The organism is Terriglobia bacterium (assembly GCA_020073185.1).
Taxonomy (GTDB): Bacteria; Acidobacteriota; Terriglobia; order Terriglobales; family Acidobacteriaceae; genus JAIQGF01.
The window spans coordinates 17985-41342 of sequence record JAIQFT010000004.1; the positions used below are offsets into that span (position 1 = coordinate 17985).

27 protein-coding genes are annotated in these 23358 nt (G+C 59.1%); 7 read left to right on the forward strand and 20 right to left on the reverse strand.

Features of this window, described 5'->3' with window-relative positions:
* The first annotated feature begins 31 nt into the window (after positions 1–31).
* Complete coding sequence (locus tag LAN64_01710; GenBank protein ID MBZ5566545.1) at positions 32–1369, forward strand: MFS transporter; 1338 nt, start codon at positions 32–34, stop codon at positions 1367–1369.
* A 67-nt stretch (positions 1370–1436) separates the two neighbouring features.
* On the opposite strand, the gene LAN64_01715 is transcribed toward LAN64_01710, so the two are convergent.
* The 3 genes from LAN64_01715 to LAN64_01725 form a co-directional block, all read right to left on the reverse strand.
* A complete protein-coding gene (locus LAN64_01715; protein ID MBZ5566546.1) occupies positions 1437–2312 on the reverse strand; it encodes an NAD(P)-dependent oxidoreductase in 876 nt (291 codons plus the stop codon).
* Between the two features lie 121 nt (positions 2313–2433).
* Positions 2434–3099: a hypothetical protein gene (locus LAN64_01720; protein ID MBZ5566547.1), complete on the reverse strand. Its 666-nt coding sequence runs from the start codon at positions 3097–3099 to the stop codon at positions 2434–2436.
* On the reverse strand, positions 3096–3533 hold the full coding sequence (locus LAN64_01725; GenBank protein ID MBZ5566548.1) for a hypothetical protein: 438 nt from the start codon (positions 3531–3533) through the stop codon (positions 3096–3098). The genes LAN64_01720 and LAN64_01725 overlap by 4 nt, the downstream gene beginning before the upstream one ends.
* Before the next feature lie 278 nt (positions 3534–3811).
* Between LAN64_01725 and LAN64_01730 the strand changes: the two genes are divergently transcribed.
* From LAN64_01730 to LAN64_01745, 4 genes are all read left to right on the forward strand, one after another.
* Positions 3812–5062 (forward strand): MFS transporter, encoded by a 1251-nt coding sequence (locus LAN64_01730; protein MBZ5566549.1) that lies wholly within the window; start codon positions 3812–3814, stop codon positions 5060–5062.
* A 112-nt stretch (positions 5063–5174) separates the two neighbouring features.
* Positions 5175–5684 (forward strand): hypothetical protein, encoded by a 510-nt coding sequence (locus LAN64_01735; protein MBZ5566550.1) that lies wholly within the window; start codon positions 5175–5177, stop codon positions 5682–5684.
* 250 nt (positions 5685–5934) lie between these two features.
* A complete protein-coding gene (locus LAN64_01740) occupies positions 5935–6108 on the forward strand; it encodes a hypothetical protein (protein ID MBZ5566551.1) in 174 nt (57 codons plus the stop codon).
* 106 nt (positions 6109–6214) lie between these two features.
* A complete protein-coding gene (locus tag LAN64_01745; GenBank protein MBZ5566552.1) occupies positions 6215–6415 on the forward strand; it encodes a dodecin family protein in 201 nt (66 codons plus the stop codon).
* Between the two features lie 426 nt (positions 6416–6841).
* On the opposite strand, the gene LAN64_01750 is transcribed toward LAN64_01745, so the two are convergent.
* Positions 6842–7471: a hypothetical protein gene (locus tag LAN64_01750; GenBank protein ID MBZ5566553.1), complete on the reverse strand. Its 630-nt coding sequence runs from the start codon at positions 7469–7471 to the stop codon at positions 6842–6844.
* A 189-nt stretch (positions 7472–7660) separates the two neighbouring features.
* Between LAN64_01750 and LAN64_01755 the strand changes: the two genes are divergently transcribed.
* Positions 7661–8470, forward strand: a complete 810-nt coding sequence (locus tag LAN64_01755) for a hypothetical protein (GenBank protein MBZ5566554.1) — start codon at positions 7661–7663, stop codon at positions 8468–8470.
* On the opposite strand, the gene LAN64_01760 is transcribed toward LAN64_01755, so the two are convergent.
* The 16 genes from LAN64_01760 to LAN64_01835 form a co-directional block, all read right to left on the reverse strand.
* Complete coding sequence (locus LAN64_01760) at positions 8471–8740, reverse strand: hypothetical protein (GenBank protein ID MBZ5566555.1); 270 nt, start codon at positions 8738–8740, stop codon at positions 8471–8473.
* A gap of 38 nt (positions 8741–8778) precedes the next feature.
* Positions 8779–9018: a hypothetical protein gene (locus LAN64_01765; protein ID MBZ5566556.1), complete on the reverse strand. Its 240-nt coding sequence runs from the start codon at positions 9016–9018 to the stop codon at positions 8779–8781.
* Positions 9018–9812, reverse strand: a complete 795-nt coding sequence (locus LAN64_01770; protein ID MBZ5566557.1) for a hypothetical protein — start codon at positions 9810–9812, stop codon at positions 9018–9020. Before LAN64_01770 ends, LAN64_01765 begins: the two co-directional genes overlap by 1 nt.
* A gap of 9 nt (positions 9813–9821) precedes the next feature.
* On the reverse strand, positions 9822–10634 hold the full coding sequence (locus tag LAN64_01775; GenBank protein MBZ5566558.1) for a hypothetical protein: 813 nt from the start codon (positions 10632–10634) through the stop codon (positions 9822–9824).
* On the reverse strand, positions 10634–11719 hold the full coding sequence (locus tag LAN64_01780; protein MBZ5566559.1) for a hypothetical protein: 1086 nt from the start codon (positions 11717–11719) through the stop codon (positions 10634–10636). Before LAN64_01780 ends, LAN64_01775 begins: the two co-directional genes overlap by 1 nt.
* Complete coding sequence (locus LAN64_01785) at positions 11719–12450, reverse strand: hypothetical protein (GenBank protein MBZ5566560.1); 732 nt, start codon at positions 12448–12450, stop codon at positions 11719–11721. Before LAN64_01785 ends, LAN64_01780 begins: the two co-directional genes overlap by 1 nt.
* 3 nt (positions 12451–12453) lie before the next feature.
* On the reverse strand, positions 12454–15951 hold the full coding sequence (locus LAN64_01790; GenBank protein MBZ5566561.1) for a phage tail protein: 3498 nt from the start codon (positions 15949–15951) through the stop codon (positions 12454–12456).
* Entirely contained in the window at positions 15951–16376 is a 426-nt protein-coding gene (locus LAN64_01795) for a C40 family peptidase (protein ID MBZ5566562.1), read from the reverse strand. Before LAN64_01795 ends, LAN64_01790 begins: the two co-directional genes overlap by 1 nt.
* 3 nt (positions 16377–16379) lie before the next feature.
* Complete coding sequence (locus tag LAN64_01800) at positions 16380–17507, reverse strand: DUF2163 domain-containing protein (GenBank protein ID MBZ5566563.1); 1128 nt, start codon at positions 17505–17507, stop codon at positions 16380–16382.
* Positions 17507–18163: a DUF2460 domain-containing protein gene (locus LAN64_01805; protein MBZ5566564.1), complete on the reverse strand. Its 657-nt coding sequence runs from the start codon at positions 18161–18163 to the stop codon at positions 17507–17509. The genes LAN64_01800 and LAN64_01805 overlap by 1 nt, the downstream gene beginning before the upstream one ends.
* A 13-nt stretch (positions 18164–18176) precedes the next feature.
* Positions 18177–20462, reverse strand: a complete 2286-nt coding sequence (locus tag LAN64_01810) for a hypothetical protein (GenBank protein MBZ5566565.1) — start codon at positions 20460–20462, stop codon at positions 18177–18179.
* Between the two features lie 2 nt (positions 20463–20464).
* The gene (locus LAN64_01815) at positions 20465–20962 is read right to left on the reverse strand and encodes an HK97 gp10 family phage protein (protein MBZ5566566.1); all 498 of its coding nucleotides are present in this window, start codon (positions 20960–20962) and stop codon (positions 20465–20467) included.
* The gene (locus LAN64_01820) at positions 20955–21134 is read right to left on the reverse strand and encodes a hypothetical protein (protein ID MBZ5566567.1); all 180 of its coding nucleotides are present in this window, start codon (positions 21132–21134) and stop codon (positions 20955–20957) included. The genes LAN64_01815 and LAN64_01820 overlap by 8 nt, the downstream gene beginning before the upstream one ends.
* Positions 21127–21387: a hypothetical protein gene (locus LAN64_01825; GenBank protein ID MBZ5566568.1), complete on the reverse strand. Its 261-nt coding sequence runs from the start codon at positions 21385–21387 to the stop codon at positions 21127–21129. Before LAN64_01825 ends, LAN64_01820 begins: the two co-directional genes overlap by 8 nt.
* A gap of 158 nt (positions 21388–21545) precedes the next feature.
* Complete coding sequence (locus LAN64_01830) at positions 21546–21938, reverse strand: hypothetical protein (protein MBZ5566569.1); 393 nt, start codon at positions 21936–21938, stop codon at positions 21546–21548.
* Between the two features lie 127 nt (positions 21939–22065).
* Positions 22066–22545: a hypothetical protein gene (locus LAN64_01835; GenBank protein MBZ5566570.1), complete on the reverse strand. Its 480-nt coding sequence runs from the start codon at positions 22543–22545 to the stop codon at positions 22066–22068.
* 143 nt (positions 22546–22688) lie between these two features.
* On the opposite strand from LAN64_01835, the gene LAN64_01840 reads away from it, so the two are divergent.
* Complete coding sequence (locus LAN64_01840) at positions 22689–23348, forward strand: hypothetical protein (protein MBZ5566571.1); 660 nt, start codon at positions 22689–22691, stop codon at positions 23346–23348.
* The last annotated feature ends 10 nt before the right edge of the window (positions 23349–23358 follow it).

Below are 23358 nucleotides of genomic sequence, written 5' to 3' on the forward strand. Positions count from 1 at the left end.
GCTATTCTGTCTGACGCAGAATCTAAGAAACATGCCGCCCGCGAACTCCATCAACACTGCGATTCCCGCCGTCCGCGGCAAACTTTCGCAGGCGTTCAGCTCGCTTCGCCACCGCAATTTCCAGCTCTTCTTCGGCGGACAGCTCATCTCCCTGGTCGGCACCTGGATGCAGTCCGTGGCTCAGGCCTGGCTGGTCTATCGCTTGACCGGATCGTCGCTGCTGCTGGGCGCGGTCGGTTTCGCCTCGCAATTCCCGGTCTTTCTGGTGGCCCCGATCGGCGGCACCGTGGTGGACCGCCACAACCGGCATCGTCTGATCATCGCTACCCAAACTGCGTCCATGGCGCTCGCCTTCGTTCTCGCCTGGCTGACGCTCAGCCATCGCGTGCAGGTATGGCACATCTTCGTGCTCGCGGCACTGCTGGGAGTGGTCAACGCTTTCGACATTCCGGGCCGCCAGGCATTCCTGGTAGACATGGTCGGCCGCGAAAACCTGATGAACGCGATCGCCCTGAACTCCTCGATGTTCAACGGCGCGCGCATCGTCGGCCCAGCGGTGGCCGGCATAATGGTCGCCGCAGTGGGCGAAGGCTGGTGCTTTTTCGCCAACGCGGTCAGCTACCTTGCCGTGATCGCCGGTTTGCTGATGATGGACGTGCGCGGCTACGAGGCGCCCACGCGCACTGCTTCCGCGTTTCAAACCATGTGCGAGGGGTTCCAGTACGTCCGCCGGACTGCGCCCATCCGCGCCTTGCTCTTGCTGCTCGGCCTGGTCAGCCTGGTCGGCATGCCCTATAGCGTGCTCATGCCGATCTTCGCCGACCGGATCCTGCATTCCGGCGCGCGCGGGCTCGGCCTGCTGATGGGCGCCACCGGCGTGGGCGCTCTGCTCGGCGCGCTGACCCTGGCCGCCAAGCAAGGTCTGAAAGGTCTGGGCAAATGGGTGGCGGTCTGTGCCATCGGATTCGGCGCCAGCCTCATCTTGTTTGCGTTCTCGCGCACGCTCTGGCTCTCGATGGTGCTGCTGCTGCCGGTGGGATTCACCATGATGGTGGAGATGGCGTCCTCCAACACGCTCATCCAGTCCATGGTACCGGACCAGCTTCGCGGCCGCGTGATGGCCGTTTACTCGATGATGTTCATGGGGATGGCGCCCTTCGGCGCGTTCTTCGCCGGCGCGATCGCGGAACACCTGGGCGCGCCGCTCACTGTCGCCATCGGCGGCATCGCCTGCATCGCGGGATCGGCCATTTTTGCCGCCCGCCTGCCCGGATGGCGCACCGAAGCCCGCCAACTCATCATCGCCCAGGGCGTTGCCGGCGGGAATCCGGCGCAGGAAATGACGGTCAGGGGAATCTCGCAGCGGTAGCTGGTGGCTAGTAGTTGGTAGCTGGGCGTTCTTTCCGAGCTACCAGCTACGAACTGGCAGCTACCGGTTATTTCAACCCAGCCCTCTCTGCCGCCATTTTTGCCAGCGCGGCCCAGTCCTGCTCGCCCATGCCGCGCGCCACCGCCGAGAGAAAGCTGTCGTGGATAAAGCTGGCCACCGGCATGGGGACCGCCTCGCTATCCGCCGCCGCCAGCGCCAGACGCACGTCTTTCAGTCCCAGCCGCAGCCGGAACCCCGCCGGCTCCCACTGCTGCTGCGCGATGATCGTCCCGTAGGTCTTATACACTGGCGCTGCGAACAGCGAATTGGTGAACACGTCCAGCATCTTCTCCGCCTCCAGCCCGTACTTGCGGCCCAGCGCAAAGGCCTCGCCTAGGCATTCGATTACCGACGCGATCATGAAATTCCCGGCCAGTTTGGCGACGTTGGCCATCACCGGCTCCTCGCCCACCACGAATGTCCTTTGTCCCATGGCATCAAACAGCGGCCGGCAGCGCTCGATCGCCTGCTGCGGCCCGGCGGCCACAATGTACAGCTTCGCGGCTTCCGCGGCTTCCGGTCGCCCGAACACCGGCGCCGATACCATCATCTGGCCGCGCTCCTGGTGCATCTCCGACAGCCGCCGCGACAGCGCCGCGCTGATCGTGCTCATGGAAACGTGAACCCCGCCCTTCGCCAATCCCGCCAATAAACCCTGCTGCCCAAGCACAATCTGCTCCAGCGCGGCGTCGTCAGCCACCATGGTGATCGCCGCCTCCGCCGCGATCCCCGCCGGATGCTCGGCCACGAGCGCGCCCTCCTTCGCCAACTCCTCCGCCCGCGCACGCGTCCGGTTGTACACCACCACGTCATGGCCAGCCTTCAGCAGGTTGCGCGCCATCGCCCGTCCCATCGACCCCAGCCCCAGAAATGCCACCCTCATGGACTCTTCCCCTCTCGGAAAAACTCTAGACTACAACAAGCATCAGGCAAACACGGGTGTATCGCGCGCCCTCCGGGTGTCGGAGGACGCGCGCTGGGGATGCTGGGCTTGTTGGTTGAGGCTATTTGTCCGGTTCCGGCAACGGGATGGTTGCGCTGCTGTGAGCGTCGCTGTACTGCAGAATGTACTTCACCTTCTTCGCGCCGCTGACCGGGAAGTAAAGGTATCCAGCAACGGGTTTCTCGAATGTCCCGCTGGGCAGAGCCTTGTCCTTCAACTCGGTCTCCATGACGTGCCGGTCGGCGTCGGACTTCGGCTGCTTGGGATCAAGACCGACACCGATCCCGGCGCCGGTCGTCACGCCACTCTGGCGCTGGCCATAGATGTCGCGTCCCGATTCGTACCCGATGGTCGCCACCGGATAGAGGGTTACGTCGCGGCCTCCGGGCTTTTGCAGGACAGCGGCGATGGCCTGCGGGTTGGCAGCGTGGAGCACGGTCTTAGTGCCTTCGATGGCGAGGGTGAAATTGGCCGGATCGAGTTTGAGCTCGCCATTCTTCGGAAACAGGGCGATCTCGACGACGATATAGCCCTTACCGAGTTCGGGTGAGGCAAAGGTATGTCCCACTTGGGAAGCGGAGAGCTGTGCCGCGCCGATGTCTAGGGTTTCGGTTTGCGCCGAGGCGGGAAAGGCGGCGGAGTTGGCGCGCGGCTTGATTCCCTTCGACTGCGCCAAAGCAGAAGCAGCAAGCAACAGCACACAGGCAAACAACGCACGAGGCTTCATGGCTGTGAACTCCGCGTATCAATCTTCAGCGTCTTGCCGCTGAGCACGTAGATACGCCGCTCGAAATTGCCGCTGGCGGAACGCACTTCCAGGTTGTACACGCCGGGTTGCAGATGCAGTGACTTCAGCTTGCCGGCCTCCCCGGCATAAGCGCCTTCGATGTACACCTGCGCGTCGGCAGCAGCGTTTCGCAGCACGACTTTTCCGGCCTCGGGAACGTTCGCGTATCCCGGATAGATTGCCGGATAGGGTCCCCAGAAGGGGTCGTAGAACGGACCGTAGCCGTAATAGGGTGGATAGAACAAACCGCGGGCGTATCCGCCGCCAATGCCGATCCCGCCCAGCCGAACCCCTGCCGCAGCTTGCGGTGGCACGACGGCGATCACCGCCAGGATAAAGACCAAGCAGAGCAGCGCGCGTGGATGGCAGGTCATCGTTCCACCTCGAAACCTATTCTCTGATTCTGCCAACCGCAGCGCCAGGCAAAAGTTGCGGATAAATGGCGCGGCTCGCAAGGAAGTTTCTCAAAACGGGAGCAACTTTGGCCCTGCGCTGCCAGTTATTCGGCAAAACCGGGAGACTAAGTCGGCGCAGGCGCCGGCGTAACAACAATCCGGCAGCACGCAGGCAGCGGGAAGCTTCAACCCGACGGGCTCGGCGCGGGCGTTTTTCTCGCGTCACCGGATTGCAGAATATCGATTGAAGACTGAAGATGAAGTATCCACGGGAGATTCGACTGGCGGACATAGGGCAGGTCACGGCGGGCTGGAAGGCGCGAGTGGACAAAACCATGGCGGCAGTCATGCTCGCCGGCATGTGCACCTTCCTGAATGTTTATCCGACGCAGCCGCTGCTGCCGTTTTTTCGGCACCTGTTCCATGCTTCGGAGCTGGAAGTCAGCCTGACGGTGAGCGTGACGATCTTCGCGGTCGCGCTGGTGGCGCCGTTTGTAGGCGTGATCGCCGAACGCAAGGGGCGGAAGAACGTCATTGTTCCCTCTCTGCTGCTGCTGAGCCTGCCCACCGCGCTTTGCGGAACCGCCGGCAGCCTGGGTGCGCTCATCTGCTGGCGCTTTCTGCAAGGCGTGTTCGTGCCGGGCGTGATCACGGTGATGCTGGCCTACATCGTGGAGGAGTGGGAAGGGCGCGGCGTCGGCGGTGCGATGGCGGCCTACGTTAGCGGCACGGTCATGGGCGGATTTCTCGGACGATTCATCTCCGGACTGATTACCACGCATTGGAACTGGCGCGCCGCCTTCCTGGTTCTGGCGGGGTTGAACCTGCTGGGAGCGCTGCTGGTGCGCGCCTGGCTGCCGCCGGCGACCCGGTTCGTGAAGGCCGAGCACATGTCGCACGCCCTCGCCGATGCGCGCCGGCATTTGCGCAATCCGCGGCTGTTGGCAAATTTCGGCACCGGCGCGGCGGTTCTGTTTTGCCTCGTCGGCTGCTTCACCTATACCAACTTTTATCTGGCGGCGCCGCCCTATCATCTCAATGCGGCGCAACTGGGCAGCATTTTCTTCGTCTACCTGGTCGGGGTGGTGATCACGCCCCTGTCTGGCAAGTTTCTCGACCGCCACGGTTTCCGCCGCACCGCGTTTCTGTACTGCGCGATGATGATCGCCGGCCTGCTGCTGACCCTGGCTCCGTCGCTGCCCGTGGTGATAGCCGGACTGGCGATCTTTTCCTCCGGCGTATTCATCGCGCAAGCAGCAGCCACAGTCGAGACCGGCGCGATCGCTGGCCGCGCGCGCTCTTCGGCCGCGGGTCTGTACGTCACCTTCTACTACCTCGGCGGCGGTTTAGGCGCCACCGTGACCGGGTGGGTTTGGGAGTGGAAACGATGGCACGGGTGCGTGACGCTGCTGGCGTCAGTGGCGGTGCTGAGCCTGGCGCTGGCGCTCGTGAGCAGCCGACCGGGAGAGCAGTTGCATCCGGAAGAGGCGGAGATAGTGGCTGACTGACCTGGCAATTTGGTAGGTTGGTACTTGGTAATTTGCGATTTTCGATTGGTGCTTTTTCGGATGCGATTTGAAGTCGTCGTCCGCAAGTGCGGGCGTCGGTGTCCAGGATTTTATGAAACGCGTAATTGTCGCCGCGTCGTGGTTGCTGATCGGCGCGATGGCGTGCGCGCAGACGCCGCGGCTGAGCAAGCGCGACAAGCTGGCCATCGAGCGCGCAAAAAACGTGCTGGTCTCGGCCTTCGACCAACGCCTGCCGAAGGTCACACTGGAATATTTCCTGAAAAGTGAGAGCCATGACGGACGGATCGAGTGGGAGGTCAACGACTGCGGAGAGCAGACCGGCAGTCCCGCTACGGACCGCGGACGCGACTTCCCCATCTGTGCGCAGGCGACGGTGAGCGGGCGCGAACTGCGCACCGTCACGGTCATGGTCGGCGTGGGCACGCACAAGAAAGGCGTCACCGGCACCCCGGAGCTTGCCGGCGTGACAGTCAGCGACGAGAACGGCGACCGTTCCGTGCATCTGTTCGACGTGCCGGCGGAAATGCATCGCGGGCGGCTGAAGCCGAGGCAAAGCCCGCGCGACCCGCCCGACCGCAGTACCGGGAATCAGGTGCAATAGCGAAACCCTGCCGATGTTCAACTCGACAGGGTACGCGCGTTCCATTGTACTTCTGCCGTGGCTGGCTATAATACGCGAGCCAGGGGACTCGCGCGTGGATTCATGCTTTAAACCGTCCGTGGTGAGAGTCCGGATTCCTGCCGAGATCATTGGACCGTCGGCAGGAGTCGTTTATAGAATGCCGGCACGGCAATGGGCGGAGCAGCATGAATCCCTTTCTCCTTGGTCGAGCATCTCAGTCAAAGACTCCATGAATGTCGAGAAGACCATCGCCGAGATCGAGTATCTGGAACGCACCTACACCCTTCCCGACACCAGGCCACTCAAGCTGACTGACCGCTACGCGGCCAATCAAAGACACGACGAACGCTACGCGGACAACCCGTGGTTCAGGCTTTGGCAGCGGTATGGCATTCCCCGGTAGGCGGCAGTGATTACGAGGCATGGGACAAGCCAAGCCGTTGGCATCGAACTTGTGATCAAGCGAGCGTAATATCTGGACGGGCCACAGAACTTTGAAGGAGCGCGCTATGGTGCAGAAAGTAATCGAAGTCGTCGGCATCTCGAACGAGAGCTTTGCCAAGGCCGCGGCCAACGCGGTGGCGGAGGCTGCCAAGACGGTAAAAGGCCTGAAATGGGCGCGGGTGACAGAATTTGAAATGCAAATCGAAGACCAGAAAATCACTGAATACCGCGCCACCACCAAGATTTACTTCGACGTCAAACACTAGAATCCTCGCCGGTTGCTGCCAGAGAGACTCTACACATCGAAAAGGGAGAAGCCCCGCAACTATCGGCGGGGCTTTGATTTCCCACAAAAAGAGGAAAATCTCTCTGGACCTGGTGCCGAAGAAGGGACTCGGTACCGTGGCTCTGGTTCCAAGCACTTACGTCGATTCTAATGGACTTCCCGGTATCAGCGGATTTTCTTCCCAGTCTTAGTGGGGTTTTTCGTGCCCGTGTCGGGTAGCCGGTCGGGTAGCCGGGTTGCATTTTAACGTCCTCGATGCCGAGGTTGAGCGTAGTGGCGAAGAATGCGACGCACGATTGCCGACTGGGGAACGTTCCCAACCAGAAGGAGCCGTGCTCCGCACGGGCAAAGGCGACCGTCACGGGACGGCGGTCGCCTGAGAGATTATTTGGTTGCGGAGAAGTCACTATCTCACTTCTTCCTTCGCAGCCGGGGCGACGCACTTGCCAGACTTCAGAGCCTCTTGGAAGTGCTCCGCATCGACACCCAGAGCCGCACGCTCGGGCCAGGTTAGGTCCGGTCCCTTGGGGCCGTAGACCGCGACGATCTGTTCCTTGGTGGGGTTGCCCGCCAGTTTACGGAGCGCGGTGCCCGCAACCCGCTTCGCCATCGCTTCGTCAGCGGACATCGGCGCAACCACAGCCTTGGGAGCCTTCTTCGCCTTGACCACCTTGCCACCCGCCGCTTCGACGTTCGCTTCGGCGTGGGCTTCGGGGGTAGCGGGCTTCGGCTCTTCGGCCTTAGGTTTGTCGGCAACAAACTTCTCCACCTGCTCTTCGGTGACCAGGGGCTTGCCGTTTCCGCCGTGCGCTTCGCAGAACTGCCCGTGGTCCACAGCGTTTCCTTTGCAGCCGGGCATCCCGCACTTGCGACCGGCCTTGATAGCAGCCGCCGCAGCGATAACCGGGGCCGGGGCCGCTGCGGTCGGTGCTTCGGCTGCGCGTTCGCGGTTGAGGAACTTCAGAGCGGAGCTGCGGGCGATGCCGCGCTCCTTCATGCAATTGGTGATCTGCTTCTCGGTAAATTGCGATTTCATTTGCTTCTCTCCTGTGTACTAAGTAGTAACGAGCGAACCATACCGCTCGGAGGAGAGAAGTAAAGCGATATTCTTGGTAGCTGTGAAACTTCAGTAACCCACACCATCCCCTCCCCGTTCTGGGGCCGTAGAGAAGTCGGCTAGTACCGGCCCGAAACCGGGGCCGCTTGGAGTATTGAAGAGCCTAGAGTGCCGCTGATGGAAACGTCGTTTTACATGCAGAAGATCACTGCCGACCGCTCCCTCCTCTTGGAAGAGCAGGAAGCCTTGGAAGGCCAGACCCTGCTCTCCATCGAAACCTGTGATGACCTTTCCCAAGACGACTTCTACGTCTACTCATTGGAACATCCCGCAGAATGGCTCACTGTGCTCCGCTCTCTGTCCCTGGAGCAGCAAGAGATGCTTCTCAGCTACTACTGCCTGAGCAAGACACAGCTTATTCTCGGCAGAATCCTGGGCAGTACGCAGACCGTCTGCTCCTTCCGTATCCGGATGGCCATCAAAGTCGCCGGTTGCTTCGTGATGTTAGGCGGACCGCCCACGGTGGAATGGATGCACAAGATTCTGCTCAAGGCCGGATACGAGAACAAACTGAAGAAGGCACCCCTGTCAGAGATGATTGCGCTGTATGCCCAGTGCCAGTCATTTGAGCAGGTCGCTGGGAAATTCAAGGTCAAGAACAGACCAGACGTTCGCCGCACGATGAGCCGGGCCGCCAAGTACCTGATGCGTGGGGATAGCCTAGCGAAGAACAATTTCTTTGCTGATGGTGCACAGTTTGATGAAGGGATAGCTTTGCCGGAGGAGATAGCCTTGGGTGCTTACATCTTCACGCTAATAGACCGGGCCAACCCAAATGGGCAGGGCATAAGCAAGCGACAGCGGGCCAAGACAGCCCGGTTCGTCATGTTCCGCGATCCAAAGTGTGTGGGAGAATTCCGCTTGAGGGTTGAAGACCCCGGCTTTGACGCGATGTTCGTGAGCCAAGCGAATTGCTGATTACTTGCGGAGTGTGATGAGAGTGTCCACAACCCGGTTCGTGCCCGCGTTGACCGCTTCCACGATCTCTTTGTGGCCCTGCGTTTCCAGGTCCACGCCCTTCTGAACTTCCGTGATGATGTCCTGCTTGAAATGTGCCAGGTGGTTGTTGACGAGCCGGTCGAAGAAGCCGCGTGCCCGCCATGCCAGAATGAGAAGAGTCGGAGGGGTGACCAGCGGGAGGTAGGGTGTTATGAGTTGTGAGAATGTGACCGTCGTCTGAGGATTCATTATCGGCTCCGCACCTATCTACCTTTCGATCCGAAAGTTTAACCTTTGTCTGAGGAAGTGTCGGGAGCCGGGGCCGCGCTGTCCGTCTTGGTGGCGAAGTGGTCCTCTTTCGCGCTGTGGCCCAGGACGAAGCCCATAAGAGTGCCCATGAACGCGATGTAGGTGGCGTCCAGCCGGTGCAGGTAGTGGAGCACGTTGCCGCTGACAAAGAAGCCCAGGCAGAACGCGGTGGTCCTGCCCTGTGCCCATGCGAAGATTTTGCCCAGGTCCAGCCTCATTAGAATGTTGCCTCGGAATAGTGCAGAAGTACATCCACCGTGCCATTGCCTAGAGTGGCCACTGCACTGAGTCCGACGTAGAGTCCCACGCCGGTTCCATCACCCATGACGCCGAAGCCGGAAGACCCGTTGACGACGGAGTTCTGGTTGGTTGCTTGCGTGATGAAGCCATCTGCTGGGAAGTAGCCGATGTTGACGGTTCCACTCGCGGTCGAAGGACCGAAGACGAAGAAGGCTCCGGCTCCGATGGTGTAGGGTGTCGCCCCAGCCCGGTAGTACGCGGCCCCTCCCAGCGGAGTTAGGATCTTCCCGGATACCGCAGGCACGATCAACTTCGGCGTCGTGCCGATGGCGAGGATGTCGGCGGAACTCAGCGTGAACTTGATGGTCTTGACCACGAAGTCGGTTTCAACAACCGGGGTGAACTGGACTACGTTCGTGCCGTCGCTGTAGATGGCCATGACCGTTCCCTGGGGAATGATGACGCCCGTGGACCCGCCCGCCGTCGTCTTGACAGTGATCGTGTAGGTTCCGGTCGTCTGGTTGCGTACAAAGTAGGGCCGCTTGACGGCTGGGAGCTTCAGGTTGATGTTGCCGGTCAGCAACCCAGTTAGCTGGAGCACCATCCCGTTGACGACCGTGGACGCCGGGGTGACATCCGCGCTACCCGCGCAGTTGATGCCCAGTTGGTCCGTCAGCGCGGTATCCAGCGTGTCGAAGGCAGCGTTGGCCGTGACCTCCTTTGAGGTCTGGCTTGCAGCAATGTGTGAAATGCCCAGGTTAGGTGTTGACATGATTTCTCCTTAGTTTCTTCCCGTGGGATAAATCTGTCCCACCTTGTTGATACCGCCTCCGCTTGAACTTGCGCCCATAGGGTCGGTGTTAATTGAAAACCGCGTAGCCGTTGCCGCTAACAGCGGGCCTTGGGCAGCCGTTGCTGCCACTGTCGGGACACCCGCTGTCGTGCCGATTGACTGCACCTGAAAGGCAATCGCTCCGGCTTCCCAGGGGTTGCTGGCAATCGTAAAACCCGCCACCGCCGCGAAAGCAGTGGTATTGAACGCATCCTCAAAACCCGCTCTAGCCTGATTAGGACTACCCGCCGCCGTAGTGCGCATCGTATAGCCCGTTCCGGCTGTTACGGATGTGAGCGCCGCGCCACAATCAAAATAGCCGATCCACAATTCATTCTCATAGTTTGTTGCAAGTGCTGCGGACGAAGGCGTCGTGCTGGTTCCTGTGGCCGTGTGAATGTCTGTGTCTACAAGCACCACCATCCCCTGCGTAAGCGGCCCCGTGACCGGGTATTCGGCATCGAATAATTGGACGTTCGTGACGCTGCCCGTGAAATTTGCCGTCAACGTAGTAGCGACGTTGTGGCCATCCAGGCAATACCAGATTTGACAATGGTTTGAACCATTGTCGATCTGAATTTTACTGACCCAGGTGTTACCCGTGCCGCCTGATACTGAGACGGTTTGGGCACCAGCCCAAGCCACAAGACAGATCAACACCGAGTGCACAGCCGGGGTGCCCAGCGTGAGCGTCTTTGCGGATATTGGTCCGGCGTCAATCTGCGTCTGCTGCTTGTTAGTCGGTGCCGCCCATGTCGCCATTAGCTATACCTTGCCATATACCCCGATGATTGGCCGTTACTGGGAATCGCGCTACTGTTCACGTCGTTGGTGATGTATGTCTGCTGCACCCCGTAGATCGTGATATAGACCACCTGGTCGTCGGAAAAGTCATGTCCTCTGTAAACCATGATTCCGGTCAGCGGGTTGCCTATGCCTCCGATAAGAGGGAATATCGGGCTAACACACGTTGTTGAACCCACATTTCCCGTGGTTGCTGTCTTCACAACGATAGCCGCGAATCCACCCGTCTCAGTGGTTGTGCCTGCCCCTGTGGGAAAGAGGGATTGCTGTATGCCCGAGCCACCGTTTGGCCCGATGTGAGCATAGTTGTAGTACGACCCTGTTGGTGTCCCAGAATTGTCATAACTGCGCTCTAGGTTGAAGACGAAGACCTGATTGGTGTTCGCCTGGAACATCAGCAGCGTCATGCGCCCCGAATCTCCCGACAAGTGGCAAGGCAACACAGTAGTGACCGACGAGTTGGACTGTGTGGTCTGCCGGGTGCTGGAGTTTGTGAGGGAGCCGGAGCCGTTTGCACCCGTGCCGACGCTGAGGGCTATGGAAGCACGAGTGGCGAAACTGCCGTTCGTGCCGTACTCGACCTTCGCGTACACGTCAAAGCCGACGCTGTCCCCGGTCTTCCAGATTTCGTACACGTATGCGCCTGTTCCTGGCACAGCCGCTAGTGCCGTGGTAGTGCCGGAGCCAGAGTGGGTTTCGTTGGATTGCGTACTCAGCGCGACGGTGACCGTGCCGCTCGCCCCACCCGATACGGCGGTGAGTGTAGCGGTGACGTTGTTGCCGCCCGTACCGAATCCGGTTACAGTGACGGACATCCCGATACGCGGGTCCGGCCCGGTATACGATGAATAGGAATAGACCGCAGTTGCACCGACAGTCACCTGAGTTAGAGTGAGTACGGTTGCCGTCCAAACTACCTGCCCGGTGTCGCTGGTCTGTATCCAGCCGCAAGTAGCGAAGAAGGCGCTAATGGGAGTGGCCCAGGCTTTGAAGGTAGTTAGGGTTGTGTTGTCGGGTGCCAAAGAGCTTGTGTATGTTGCCATTATGCTTCCTCGATTTTCGTTACCAGAGTCACCGTCACAGTGCTTGGTGAGGCCGTGTTATTAGTGATCGTGTAATAGATACTGCTGGTTGGTGAGCCGTCACCATTCGCCCCGTATACCTCTGGCGAACAAATGAAGCCACTCAACGGCGCAGATGCGCTGCCATCTAGGACGAAGTCCATGATGACGCCATGGCTGGTGTTGATAGCCGGAAGCGAGTAGGTGCCTCGCGAGATGTCGGCATTCCTCTGGGCAGCCGTGCTATACAGCCGCACACGACAAGACCTATCCACCGTCACCGCGACGATGGCGAAACTCTTGGCGATCGTCATGCTGCCGGTCTCGTATGCGCCCGCCGCGATAGTGCCAGTGGTGTAGACGACGTTGGCCCGCGAAGCCACTGTGCCGTTCGTGCCGTTCGTGCCGTTGGCCCCGGTTGCGCCCGTTGCGCCCGTCGGACCAATCAGCGCAGTACCGGCTGGCCAGGTGCCCGATGCCTTTGGACCGAAGAGGTAATGTGAAGTTGTGTTGATGTAGAAGTCGCCGTTGTTGCCCTCCGTAGTGGGGTCAACTGTCCCGTACAGCACCAGGCTTCCGCCTGAATCAGCGTATGCCGAGACGGGTACTGGCTGGCTTGGGTCAGCAGGAACCGCACCCTTTTGCCACTTGACGTTCGCTTTGCCGGCTGGAGGGGCCGGATTGGTGTCGTTCAGGTTGATTATGTAAGCCATCCCTTAACTCCCGTTCACCACGAAGCCACCCGAAGACAGGTCAACTGTGTCAATAGGAGGTAGAGTCCCTATCGCGACTGACTTCAGCGTTGCGGTAGCCTTGAAACCACGGTCAACAATCGCGGAGACTTGATACACGTTCACGTATAGCGTGCTCTGGTGCGAACCGAAGTCTGTAACCTGGTCAGCCGCCGCGTATGTGGCGCGATTCACGGTAGCCGTTATGGTGCGCTTCACCGTCCCGCCCAGGCCGGAGAGAATCTCTACCACGTAGCTCTGCGAAGCCTCGTTCAGCGGTACATCACCTGTGCTATCCAGCCATGCGCCGCCGTACCGCGTGCGCCGGAGCCAACCGATGGTCCAGTCGTACGAGCTTCCGTCCTGGCTCCCGACAATCTGGCAAGGCGCGAAAGGCTTCAGGTCGTTGCCGCCTTGCGTGTAAGGGACGTTGCCGCTACTCGCGATGACGTTGCCCAGCGTGACGGCCTGGTAGTACCGAGGCGAGCCGATTGCGCTTGTCGCCATCGTTATCCGACCCGTGCTGCCATCCGACTCGAGCAGGATGAAGGCGTCGCCAGTTGCGTGATCCCCGCAATGAGTCTCCGTACCGTTGCGCCCGCGCATCAGGTATCTCAATGTGTAGCTGCCTCCGCCGTTGTCTACCACGTCGCGGAAGTTGACGGCCTCCCAGCGCCCCTCCGCTCCAATTAGGGCGAAATTCTTGCCGTTCAGGAAGTCAAGGTCGGAGACCGCCGCGAGCGTACCGTTCGCCATCTTCACCGTGATGGTGTTGGCGGTGTCTAGGGTCCAGGCATCTAGGGCCGGGGCCGCTAGGCTTGCCGTGAGGAAGCCGAACGTCGGCTCCACGACGGAGGCACCAATCTGTGTGTTGGAGATACCGTCAGGGGATTGTTCAAGCACAGCACCTGGCCAGGTTCCCGTGCCGCTAGGCGTCAACGAGAAGTAGAAGCCGGACAGCGTATCGTTCTCGTCGCTATCCTGAAGCAACGGAGTGTCCAAGACGTAGAGCGTGGTGCCGGGTGTATAGGCTAGCGTGCTGCTGTGGTCTACCAGCCCGCCGCTCGAAGTCGCAGTGCTCGTGAAGACCGTACTGTCCTCCGTCACCGCCGCTAGCTGTATCTGGAAGCCGAGTCCCAGCGTTGCCTTCACCAGCCGAACCGTGAAGGTGTATCCCTTGTAGGAGATCGTTCCCACGTCCAGCGGGTCGGCTAGCAGGTACTTCTGCGCGGTCTGGAGCGTGTAGCTGTTGCGCTGCGTCCAGAGCATGTAGAGCACCTTCTGCGCGATCTGCCGAGCTTCGGTAGCCGTTAGAACGACGGGAATTTCAATACTGAGCTTGTCGGCAGCCTTGGTGGTGCCGAACCGCTGCTCAAACTGGTTGCCTTGCTGGAAATCGTTGTTAACGTCCAGGTAGGTAATGTTCACCTGAGCCGGTAGATTGATTTCCTGCGTGCGGTCCTCTACGAACCGGACACCCTTCTCCACATCCATCAGGTCTTGTTCGGCTACCGCGAATGTGGCCGATTGGCCAGATGGTACAAACTTGAGTTTGAAGTCCGACTCTACTCCGCCGAACAGGAATGCCTGGGTTAGCTTGTCCAGCGCGGCGCGGCCCGTAGTCTGGTTGCCGACCAGGTAGCCACGAACGTCAATCCCGGCCAACTGGCTAACATCGATGTTGCCCACGTCAACCGTGGAGCGGGTGCAGATGTCCTGGACAATAGCATCCAAGCTAGCCGCTGTGCCTTGTTTGTTGATCCTGATAAAACTCCAACGATTGATCCCGTCGCTATGCTTGCCCGTGACCAGCGTTCGGCACCCGACGGCTGGCAGGTAGCGTCCGAGGTTATACGTCGTCGCGCCATGGGTGGTCACATCGTAACTTGCGATATAGTCCAGGCCCGCCACCTGAAAGACGTGGAACGATTTGCCGTCGTGACCCTGGAGCCACATTTGCCCGTTCTCGTCTACTCCGTCGTGAGCACATTCCATCATGGCAACGTCGGAAGCCGGGTTGCCCACATAGGAGCTAATATCTACCGCACTTGTGATGGTCTGGGTGCCGCAGTCCCACTTGATCAGGTAGCCGTAGCAAGTCACAAAGACTAGCGAGTTGTCGGTGTCCGATCGCCAGATGCCGAGAGGCTGCCCGTAGGTTGAGCAATCCATCTCGTAATTGTTGCTGCTCATGTACCAGCCCGTGATGTTGGAAGCTCCGGCGAGCAAATTGACACGAGTAATGTAAGCAACATCCGTGTTGCTAGAACCGACAGCAACACCTAGTGCCCAGAGCACCTGATCGCTACCAACTACAATGCCGAGACGGCTATGACCCATCGGAACCGAAGCACCATAGGCAGACAGCCAGGCTGAGCCATCCCCATCTAGCTTTGTTCTTCCAGCATAAAAGCCAGCCACCTTGTCGTCACTGATGGTGTAGACGCGACGGTTGCCCGCGTCATCGTGAAAGACGATTGTGTAGTTGGTCTCGTACGGGTACGGCGGCCACGAACTCATTTGGCAAACGGTGAAATCCGGGTTGTACTTCGTCAAAGTGTAATAGCCGTTGCCGGGGCCGTAGATGTAGCCATCCTCGTCAACGGCGAAACTGCCCGGACGCGCAGCATTGAAGGTGGGCTGCGTGACGGGGAAGGACGCATCTTGCACATCATAGGCGTGGGTGTTGATGTTGTACTTGGAGAACTTTGAAACGCCCGAACTTTTCTCTTCAAGGAAAATCTGCCCCAGGTTGGAGGCGTATCCTATGATAGTGTCGATGTTGACGTTGTCGTTTAAACAAACCGCAGGTGTGGGTGGAGCAGCAACAAACGCTACCTCCGCCGTGAAGTTTGGCAGCCGGTTGCCGAAGTTTGTCAGGTCGAAATCTTCGAGAACGACATAGATCAGACCACGATAGGCCGGGACGTTGGCAGCCCCGTGAAGCGCACAGAGGGCAGAGTCCGGTAGCTGGTCTTCGTCGCCCCGGTAGCAGCGCAGCATGAGACCCTTGACCGCCGTGACAGCCGAGGCTCCGCTCTCGTCATAGATGAGCTTGCCGTCCGCCCATAGCTTGATGATGTTGCCGACACCTTCGCACAGCGCAACAGCTGCTGTAGTCGTGTAGGTGTAGGTGATCTGCTTGCCCGAAGGCGCACCTTTGGCGCTGACCTCCTTGACGTTCTTGTGCTCTTGTAGACCGCTAGAGTCTATGACGTTGCCCGCTAGCCGAACTGTCCCGTAGCCGATGGGAATCGGGACACCATAGGTGCTGACTTGTACGCGGAGGTCGTTAAGGCGCGGCCCCTCCTGCGTTGGTAGGTGCCCAGGGAAAGCGATACCACCGATGATGCTGCCAGCCGTCATGCCCAGGCTGAAGCCGGTCATCGCGGAAGACAGGCCACCAGCGAAGCCAAGCCACCCTAGACCACCCGTGAATGCTCCTAGGATGCCAAAGCCGATCGCGATTGCAAATCTGGCCATTACTCAACTCCCTTGAAGGTGAAGCACGCTGCAATGTGTCGCCGCCAATACTGGTCGATGTAGTTCTCTACTACTTCGTTGTTGATCCGGTTGTAGGCATGGATCATGGTCAGGTGCCCGTTCAGCGAGGCAACCAGCGCGGTATGGCAGGGACTGTGGGGCAGTCGCAGGATGATTACGTCGCCCGGCTGCATCTGCGCGATAGGCTTCTCTACCATCCGTTCGCGTGCGCCATCCAGGACACGAGTACCCTCCGGCTCCCGTGTGTAGTTGGTCTCGTCCTCAACGGCGATGCCGAGTTCTTTGGCGACCATGATAGGCAGCCCGACGCAATCGCAAGCCTGTCCTTTCACCCGTCCTTGATGGACGAAGGGAGTGCCGATCCAGGACCGGCCCGCTGCCACGATTTGTTCGCGTGTGGGCATAGGTTAGGTCTTCGCATTCGGGTACTGGAGCATTGCGTCCATACCGGGCACGAACGGTTCGCTCCTGTTGTTAAGAACGTTGTTGAACTTGTTAAGGCAATCGCCCACCACGCCAAGCCCATTCGGGTACAGATACGCTGTGTCCCCGATGTTGATAGTGTCCGGCATGGCGTTGTACAGGACGATGTTCCCGCTGCCGTCCTGGGTGACGACGTACTCCACGACGCCCGCGTTGGTGCCAGTAACCCATACGAACTTGCCATTGTCCGACCAGTCGGCAGCCGGGGCCGGGGTGACGCGGAAGTGCTGGTTGTCCGGCGGTGATGCGTAGGAGACATCACTAACCGTGACCAGAACCTTCTGCGACTCTACATTTACCGCACCAACAATTAGCTTGTCGCAGCCGGGGTAGGCATAGAACGTATCGCCCACCTGTACCGGAAAGCCCATGGGCAGGAATAGGACCAGGTTGCCGCTCGCATCCTGCGACTTCACTTCCATCGCTAGGCCGGAGTTGTTGCCGCTCGTCCAAACGATCTTGCCGTCGCGTGCCCAGTTCTCCGGCTTGGCGAGTGTGGTCGCGAACGTCCGGTTGTCTGTTAGCGACGTGACCGAGGCAGCCATTTTCATGGCTTCAATGTTCACCTTGCAGCGGGAGTCTCCCAGGGTGGCCCGACACGAAGGCGAATACATCTGCTGGATGTGGCCGTTCAGGAGGTCGCTCATGCCGCGCAACTCCGCTTTCGCAACCACGTCCTTACAGGACACCTGACCCAGCAATCCTTTGGCTTGCTTGATCTCGCCCTGGGTCAAATCGGTCCAATTGACCATCCGGATTTCTACTTCGGCATAGTCGTACTTGCCTTCGCGCAGATCGTTGTCGGTTATAGCCGCGCTGTCCAGCAGGATGTCTACTTCCAGGTTGGCGACGGATAGGTCCGAGTTCTGCTCCATAGCGGTCCTGGTGAAGCCGGTAGCCGCTAGGTAGGTGCAGCCGCCGTAGGTAACGTCTTCATCGTGATCGGTGAAGGCGAGGACCGTGCCGTCCTGGCGAGTGATCTTCCACAAGGTGGCCAGAGTAGTGACCTCCTGAGCCAAGTGGTTCGTCAAATCTGTACTAGCTGTTTTCATTACTGGCGAACCTCGATCAGTTGAATTGAAGGCCAGGTAATCAGCGGGTCCGCGATGGTTGACTCTTCGATGGTTGGTTTGAACTCATCGCTGGCAAACCGTACCGGGTAGTGAAACTGGAAATCCGCGGTGATGATGTGGCCCGTGACCGGGGCCGTAACAAAAGAGATCACCCCAGTAGCCGAGGTCACCGCGTAGTGGGTCGTCAGCGTCTTCAGTGTCCCGTTGTCGTAAACCTTGACGGTGTTCGTCAGGTAGTTGCCGTCAAAATCCTTCACGTCTGCCTGTATGGGCTTCTTGATGGTCCGGTTGTAGGTGCGTCCGCCGATGACGTAGGATTTGATTAGCTGGAAGTCTTTGTTGCTCCCGTTGCCCGTGCCGATGGCTTGCGCTGTCGCGGAATTGTCTACCGTCCACCACAGCCGGAAGCCGTCCGCCTGGCCACCCGCAGCTAGGAAGAAAGCATGTAGCCGTTCCCAGTCGCCCGTACCGGGCCGGGCCTGAAAGTCTACCGTCCACTGGCCCCGACTCTGCGACCAGTTCTTGTTGCGCTGCTCATAGCCGCTGTATGCCTGGTTGACCGTCGTGTTAAACGAAGGCCCGCCCGACATACCAAACCGAACGTTGCGCGGAAACTCAATTTCCCAAAAGGACATAGGATTGCCTGCCTTATCCGTTGCGCCGGTACGCAGCCATCATGTGCCGCTGCGCGTCCGCCATGATTTGCGTCTCCGACTTCCGGAAACTATCTGCGTCCGAAACACCATTGACCTGGAAGATCAGCGTCGGAGAGAACGTCTTGTTATTACTGTCTATTGGTGCAAGAGCACGATTTGGGAAGACCGTGCCGCCACTGGCTCCCATCTTGAGGACTTCCGGCCCCTCTTCACCGACCATGTAAGTGCTGCCAGGCAGAGCCGAACCGCCGTCTGCTAGACCGCCCCAGTCACCCAAGCCGCTGCCTACGCTTCCCGTTGCGCCCGATCCCGCAGCAGCCGATCCCGTACCTCCGCCCATGCCGAAGAGACCACCCAGGAAGCTAAGGAAGCCTCCGCCGCCGCTACCCTCGCCACCCGTCAGGCCATTGAACAGCTGCTGAAAGAGCCGCTTCTCTATCAACTTCAGCATGTCGGTCTCGATAGATTGAAAGAAGGACGTCCAGTTGGCCTTGCCGGTCACCAGCATCTGGTTTAGCTGGTCACTAAACTGGCCCGTGATCTTTTCGTATGACTGCTGTAGCTTTTTGGAGTTGTCGTCTATCGTCTTTTGGTTGTCGCCTTCGAGTTTGGCCTTGGCCTTCAGGTACTCGCTGTCCAGGTTCTTGCGAGCCTTCACGAGTGCCTCATCCATGGTTAGAATTTGCCCGTTCTTGTTGGCCTCAATGACTAGCTCGGCAGCTGCGTTCTGTACCTTGGTGTTCAGCCGGTCGAGCTCCGCGTCGTACTCCTTCTTGTGTAGGTCTAGGAGCATGTCTAGCTCCTGCTTAGAGTCGATCTTGTGTAGGTCATACAAGACCTTGACGTGCGCTTCCGCGTTCTTGATGTCTTCCTGGGCCAGCGCGAGCTTGTCCTGGGCGATCTTCTCGCTTTCACGGATGGCTTGCTGCTGTGCCTGTAGCCGGGCCGCCATCTCCTGCTTGATAACCTCAAGCCGTTTGTTGGCCCCTTCTATGTCGGCCTTGACCAGCGCATCCTGGTGCTTGATGCCGAGCAGTTCTATCTGTGTGTTCGCGTTCGCCCGTATCTTCTTGTCCTCTTCGGTGTTCAGGGTGTGGTTGGCAATGATCTGGTTCCAGTAGTCAACGTCCTCTCTGTACTTTGCGTCCGCCGCGTCCTTGGCGGTCTTTACCTGCTCCGCGACATCGGCTAATGTGAGGTTGCGCACCTCATCCTGCCCGGTACGGATGGTTGCTTGTTGGAGCTTCTGCTGATCCTGTATCAGCGTGATCTTGGCGTCACCGATCTCCCTGCTAGCCTTGAGCGCAGCGTCCTTGTCGTTCTCGCCCCGCTGCGCCTCTCCGGTCTTTACGATGGTTTTCTTGTCTTTCGCGAGTTCGTTGCTCTTAGTCTCTAGCTGTACCTGTAGTTGAAGCAGTTCAACGAACTTCTGCTGCGCTTCCACTGCCTCCTTAGTGTAGGTGGTTGCGTACTGAGCAGCAGCCCCGGCCACATCACCAGAAAGAGCTTGTGCGGCGATGTCTTGCTTGCTCATGGGGTTTTGAGCCATGCGACCGTAACCCTGCGTGGCGGAGATCAGGGTCTTGTGGAGCAGGGCGGAGGCTTCGTCGCCCTTGCCCAGCATGAGGAGCTTGTTGTACTCATCGCGGAACTTCTCCAACTGCTTGGCAACGTCAGGAGCGGAACCGGCTGCGAAGACCTGTAGCCACGCGGTCTGCATCTTCAGCAGGTTGGTCAGGACGCCCTGGGAGAGCTTGTCGAACTCCGTGCGCAAGTGGTCCAGGGTCTGGTTGTCGATCTGCTGGAGAGCCTTCATCATGGCTCCCAGGTGGTTGCCGGTTAGTTCGTCAATCTTCTTCTGCGCGTCCAGGATCTCTTCACCGACTGAGCGCAGGGCCGCTTGGCCTTCGGTGTCTATCTTCTTCCAGGCGTCTGCTAGTTCCTGGGCCTTCTTTTGCCATTCCGTGATCTTCTCTATGCCCTTGACGATGACCTCGATCAGAGCGAGGACCGCGATGCTGGAGAACGCTGCCGACATGACCTTGGCGACGCCGGGTAGCTGTACGACGAAAGCCTGCAAGTGCCGCGGCATACGAACGCCAACCTCTTCACCGAGCAGCATGAGGGAGCCGCGAGCCTCTTGGGTCTCGCTGCGCATGGCCTGGGACATAGCACGGGTCTCGCGGGTAGCTACATCGGTGCCCTCGCGCATACCTTCCTTGAACTTGGCGAGGCCAGCTACTAGATCAATTTGGATTGCGCCAACGGTTGTGGCCATACTTACTCTCCCTGTGGCAGCTTACTTAGGCTGCGAACTGCCGAAATCAACTTGTCCATCCTGCGGGCTATGCCTTGCCCGAAAGCCTCCACCGCTGCTGTTTTGGCTGCCTGAAACGCGGGCCGCATGAACGGGTGGGCATCCATAAGACGGGTGCCGTACTCCACGAACTTCGCGTAGACGCCGGGGCTATGCGTGCGGGTCTTCTTGCTGTACCGGCCCTTGTCGTACTCCGGCCCGATGTGGGCAATGCCGTAGTTCTTGTCGGAGTAGACGCGAGCCGCGACTATGATGCTGTCGCGTAACTCGCCCGGCTCGCCTTCCAAGTGGGACTGCTGGGCTGCTACCGGGGCCGCTGCGCGAACCGCGTCCGCGACCACCTCACCGCCGTCCACAAGAGACTCGCGCAGGATGAGGTTGCTTAACTGAATCGGTATGATGTCTAGCGTTTCCGCCAGTTCTGGCAGCCCGGTGACCACTACATCGATGTCTTCAGCCATCCAAGTCCTCGTTGTGCAGCGCGAACCACAAATCCACTAGGAACTTCTTCTGTTCCTCTGCCGACATACGCGGGCCGCATTGGAAGAACTCGCGTAATTCCTCGCGCAAGGCCAGCCGGTGTCTCTCTAGCAGCCGTTCGGCTTCGTGTATCGCAGCCGCGATTTCAAGCACTTTTGAGCTTTGACTTGCCACGTTTGCCCTTCTTCCTCTTCTTCGGGTCGTACCCGAACATGTTGTTCAGGAAGTCCCTCTGTTTATCGGGCGATAGTGTCTTCACATCCGTGTGGGCGACGTTCCCAGCCTCATCGAACTGTGGCACCCGCTTGCGCGATCCCTTGGGGACCAGGTACGGCGGGATGAAATCCAGTTCGCTGAAGCCTTCGGGACACGTCTTAGAGTCACGATTGACGTTGGCCAGAATCATGGCTATCTTCGCGGATGGGTGGTACTTCTGGAACTCGTGATGCTCCAGCCGCTTAATCAGCAAATCCAAAGTCCTAGGTGTCTGCGCGAGGAAATCCTCGTCGCTGAGCCGTAGGTCAAATCTCGCTACCGACCAGTAGAAGTCGAGAAGGTCTACCGTTATGCCTGAACCGACGCTGGCTCCGCTGTCGGTTCCGTCTTGGGGTCCGCTTTAGGCCGGGCCGCTTGCCATGCCTCCAGAATCTTCCCTAGGACATCACCCCAAGTTGCGCCGAACGTCATCCCCTTGACCTCATCTAGCGTTATCGCTGGCTGGTATAGCTTCAGCCCGGCCCACACGATGGCCACAAATAGCTCGGGGTCTTCCTCAATGCCGTCCCACAGCTTGGCGTTTAACATGCTCTTGCCGGTGGCTGCCTTGACGTTGCAGATGGCCGCGAAGTCATAGGCCAGGAGATATGGTTTGTAGACCAGGTTGCCTTGGTCGTCTTTGTCCGCTGGGAGGCTGACCTCAACCGGCGGAGCGAGTACCTTTCTGAGTGTGTTTTGCATATAAGATGTCCTCGGAACTTGATACTGCGGGCGGGCGGTATTGCGAGGCACTACGGGCGGACAGGCTGTCACCGTTGATAGGTGCTCAAGGAGCCTGTCCGCCGCCTAGGAGAGAAATGACCCCCGATTACGGGGTGTCTACGAACGTGTACTTGCCGCTGATCTTCAGCTTGAAGGTCACGCTGATGCCCTTGTCCGGGGTCAGCGTCGCGTCACCGTATGCGTTCACGATCGCTTTAAACGACCAGTAGCCGGGGCTGCTGATCTCACTCGCAGCCGGAGGAACAACAATCTTCCAGTTGCGCCGTTCGCCGGAGTTGAAGAGACCCTCAACCTGACTCGCGACCGCATCGTCAACTACGAAGTTGACCGTGCAGCTTACTTCGCCAGCGTCACGGAGGCCGGAGATGAACTCGCGGAAGCCGTCGGGCGACTGCATGTTGGTAACGTCAACGGTGTCGGCCTTCGCGCCGGATTTGCCCAGCGACGTGATTTCACCGACTTGCTTGAAGGTTTCGGGAGATATGGGCGATAGGACCGCGTCATCCTGGCCAAGTTCTAGCGATAGGCCGAGACCTAGACGGGCTGCTGATTCTGTGTAACTCATGTTGTGTTTCCCTCGTAGGAGAAATGTGTTCCTGTAGAGGGGTAGAAAGTCGGCATACCGGGGGACGGTAGCGGGTGGGGTACTTGAGTAACTAGCTTTTTTCGTCCGGCTAGGTTATGAGGTACGACTAAGAGGCAATACCGATGAAACGCATCCTGCTAGTGCTCGCGATGTTGCTCCTGACCTCGTTGTATGGCTGGACTGACGAGCGTTCTGCTGCAATCGAACACGTAAAGATTCTTGTGGCAGAACTCAAGGATCAAATGCGTGACCCCGATAGCTTCGTCACGGAACGTGTACAGGCTCGCAAGAACAACAAGGAGCGTGGGGGGCTTTGTATTTGGTACCGGGCGAAGAACGGCATGGGAGGCTATAACCGGGCCGTGGCGTTCGTTTGGGAAGACAAGAAGGGGAACATGAAGTTCGTGTCGTCCACAAATCCGAACACATCATTCTGGGATTCTGCTCCCTTCGGGGAGTATATGGACAACCATATAGTGGGAGAGTGGTGTGGTGCCAAGTTCAAGGGGGACGTGCTCGACCTAACTAAAGACGTTCTCAGTCCTGTATACCCGGCTCCCGACGCATCGACCCCATTGACCCCTGTGCTCAGTGCGACGCCGATTCCCAACCCGCTGCCCAAGGCAGCTACATCATCGCCCGCTTCCACGTTGGCTCCGGCCCCGGTTGTTATACCGGCCCCGGCTCAAGAGGAGACTTTGGGTGAAGTTGCAAAGCGCAACAAGCAGCACAAGGCTTGTCTGGAGTTAGCGAAAGACAATCCCAGCGTAATGTGCAAGTGAGGAGGCTCAC

Coding starts and splice junctions, on each gene's coding strand:
- LAN64_01710 (MBZ5566545.1), top strand. CDS start 32: ATGCCGCCCGCGAACTCCATCAACACTGCGATTCCCGCCGTCCGCGGC.
- LAN64_01715 (MBZ5566546.1), bottom strand. CDS start 2,312: ATGAGGGTGGCATTTCTGGGGCTGGGGTCGATGGGACGGGCGATGGCG.
- LAN64_01720 (MBZ5566547.1), bottom strand. CDS start 3,099: ATGAAGCCTCGTGCGTTGTTTGCCTGTGTGCTGTTGCTTGCTGCTTCT.
- LAN64_01725 (MBZ5566548.1), bottom strand. CDS start 3,533: ATGACCTGCCATCCACGCGCGCTGCTCTGCTTGGTCTTTATCCTGGCG.
- LAN64_01730 (MBZ5566549.1), top strand. CDS start 3,812: ATGAAGTATCCACGGGAGATTCGACTGGCGGACATAGGGCAGGTCACG.
- LAN64_01735 (MBZ5566550.1), top strand. CDS start 5,175: ATGAAACGCGTAATTGTCGCCGCGTCGTGGTTGCTGATCGGCGCGATG.
- LAN64_01740 (MBZ5566551.1), top strand. CDS start 5,935: ATGAATGTCGAGAAGACCATCGCCGAGATCGAGTATCTGGAACGCACC.
- LAN64_01745 (MBZ5566552.1), top strand. CDS start 6,215: ATGGTGCAGAAAGTAATCGAAGTCGTCGGCATCTCGAACGAGAGCTTT.
- LAN64_01750 (MBZ5566553.1), bottom strand. CDS start 7,471: ATGAAATCGCAATTTACCGAGAAGCAGATCACCAATTGCATGAAGGAG.
- LAN64_01760 (MBZ5566555.1), bottom strand. CDS start 8,740: ATGAATCCTCAGACGACGGTCACATTCTCACAACTCATAACACCCTAC.
- LAN64_01765 (MBZ5566556.1), bottom strand. CDS start 9,018: ATGAGGCTGGACCTGGGCAAAATCTTCGCATGGGCACAGGGCAGGACC.
- LAN64_01770 (MBZ5566557.1), bottom strand. CDS start 9,812: ATGTCAACACCTAACCTGGGCATTTCACACATTGCTGCAAGCCAGACC.
- LAN64_01775 (MBZ5566558.1), bottom strand. CDS start 10,634: ATGGCGACATGGGCGGCACCGACTAACAAGCAGCAGACGCAGATTGAC.
- LAN64_01780 (MBZ5566559.1), bottom strand. CDS start 11,719: ATGGCAACATACACAAGCTCTTTGGCACCCGACAACACAACCCTAACT.
- LAN64_01785 (MBZ5566560.1), bottom strand. CDS start 12,450: ATGGCTTACATAATCAACCTGAACGACACCAATCCGGCCCCTCCAGCC.
- LAN64_01790 (MBZ5566561.1), bottom strand. CDS start 15,951: ATGGCCAGATTTGCAATCGCGATCGGCTTTGGCATCCTAGGAGCATTC.
- LAN64_01795 (MBZ5566562.1), bottom strand. CDS start 16,376: ATGCCCACACGCGAACAAATCGTGGCAGCGGGCCGGTCCTGGATCGGC.
- LAN64_01800 (MBZ5566563.1), bottom strand. CDS start 17,507: ATGAAAACAGCTAGTACAGATTTGACGAACCACTTGGCTCAGGAGGTC.
- LAN64_01805 (MBZ5566564.1), bottom strand. CDS start 18,163: ATGTCCTTTTGGGAAATTGAGTTTCCGCGCAACGTTCGGTTTGGTATG.
- LAN64_01810 (MBZ5566565.1), bottom strand. CDS start 20,462: ATGGCCACAACCGTTGGCGCAATCCAAATTGATCTAGTAGCTGGCCTC.
- LAN64_01815 (MBZ5566566.1), bottom strand. CDS start 20,962: ATGGCTGAAGACATCGATGTAGTGGTCACCGGGCTGCCAGAACTGGCG.
- LAN64_01825 (MBZ5566568.1), bottom strand. CDS start 21,387: ATGATTCTGGCCAACGTCAATCGTGACTCTAAGACGTGTCCCGAAGGC.
- LAN64_01830 (MBZ5566569.1), bottom strand. CDS start 21,938: ATGCAAAACACACTCAGAAAGGTACTCGCTCCGCCGGTTGAGGTCAGC.
- LAN64_01835 (MBZ5566570.1), bottom strand. CDS start 22,545: ATGAGTTACACAGAATCAGCAGCCCGTCTAGGTCTCGGCCTATCGCTA.
- LAN64_01840 (MBZ5566571.1), top strand. CDS start 22,689: ATGAAACGCATCCTGCTAGTGCTCGCGATGTTGCTCCTGACCTCGTTG.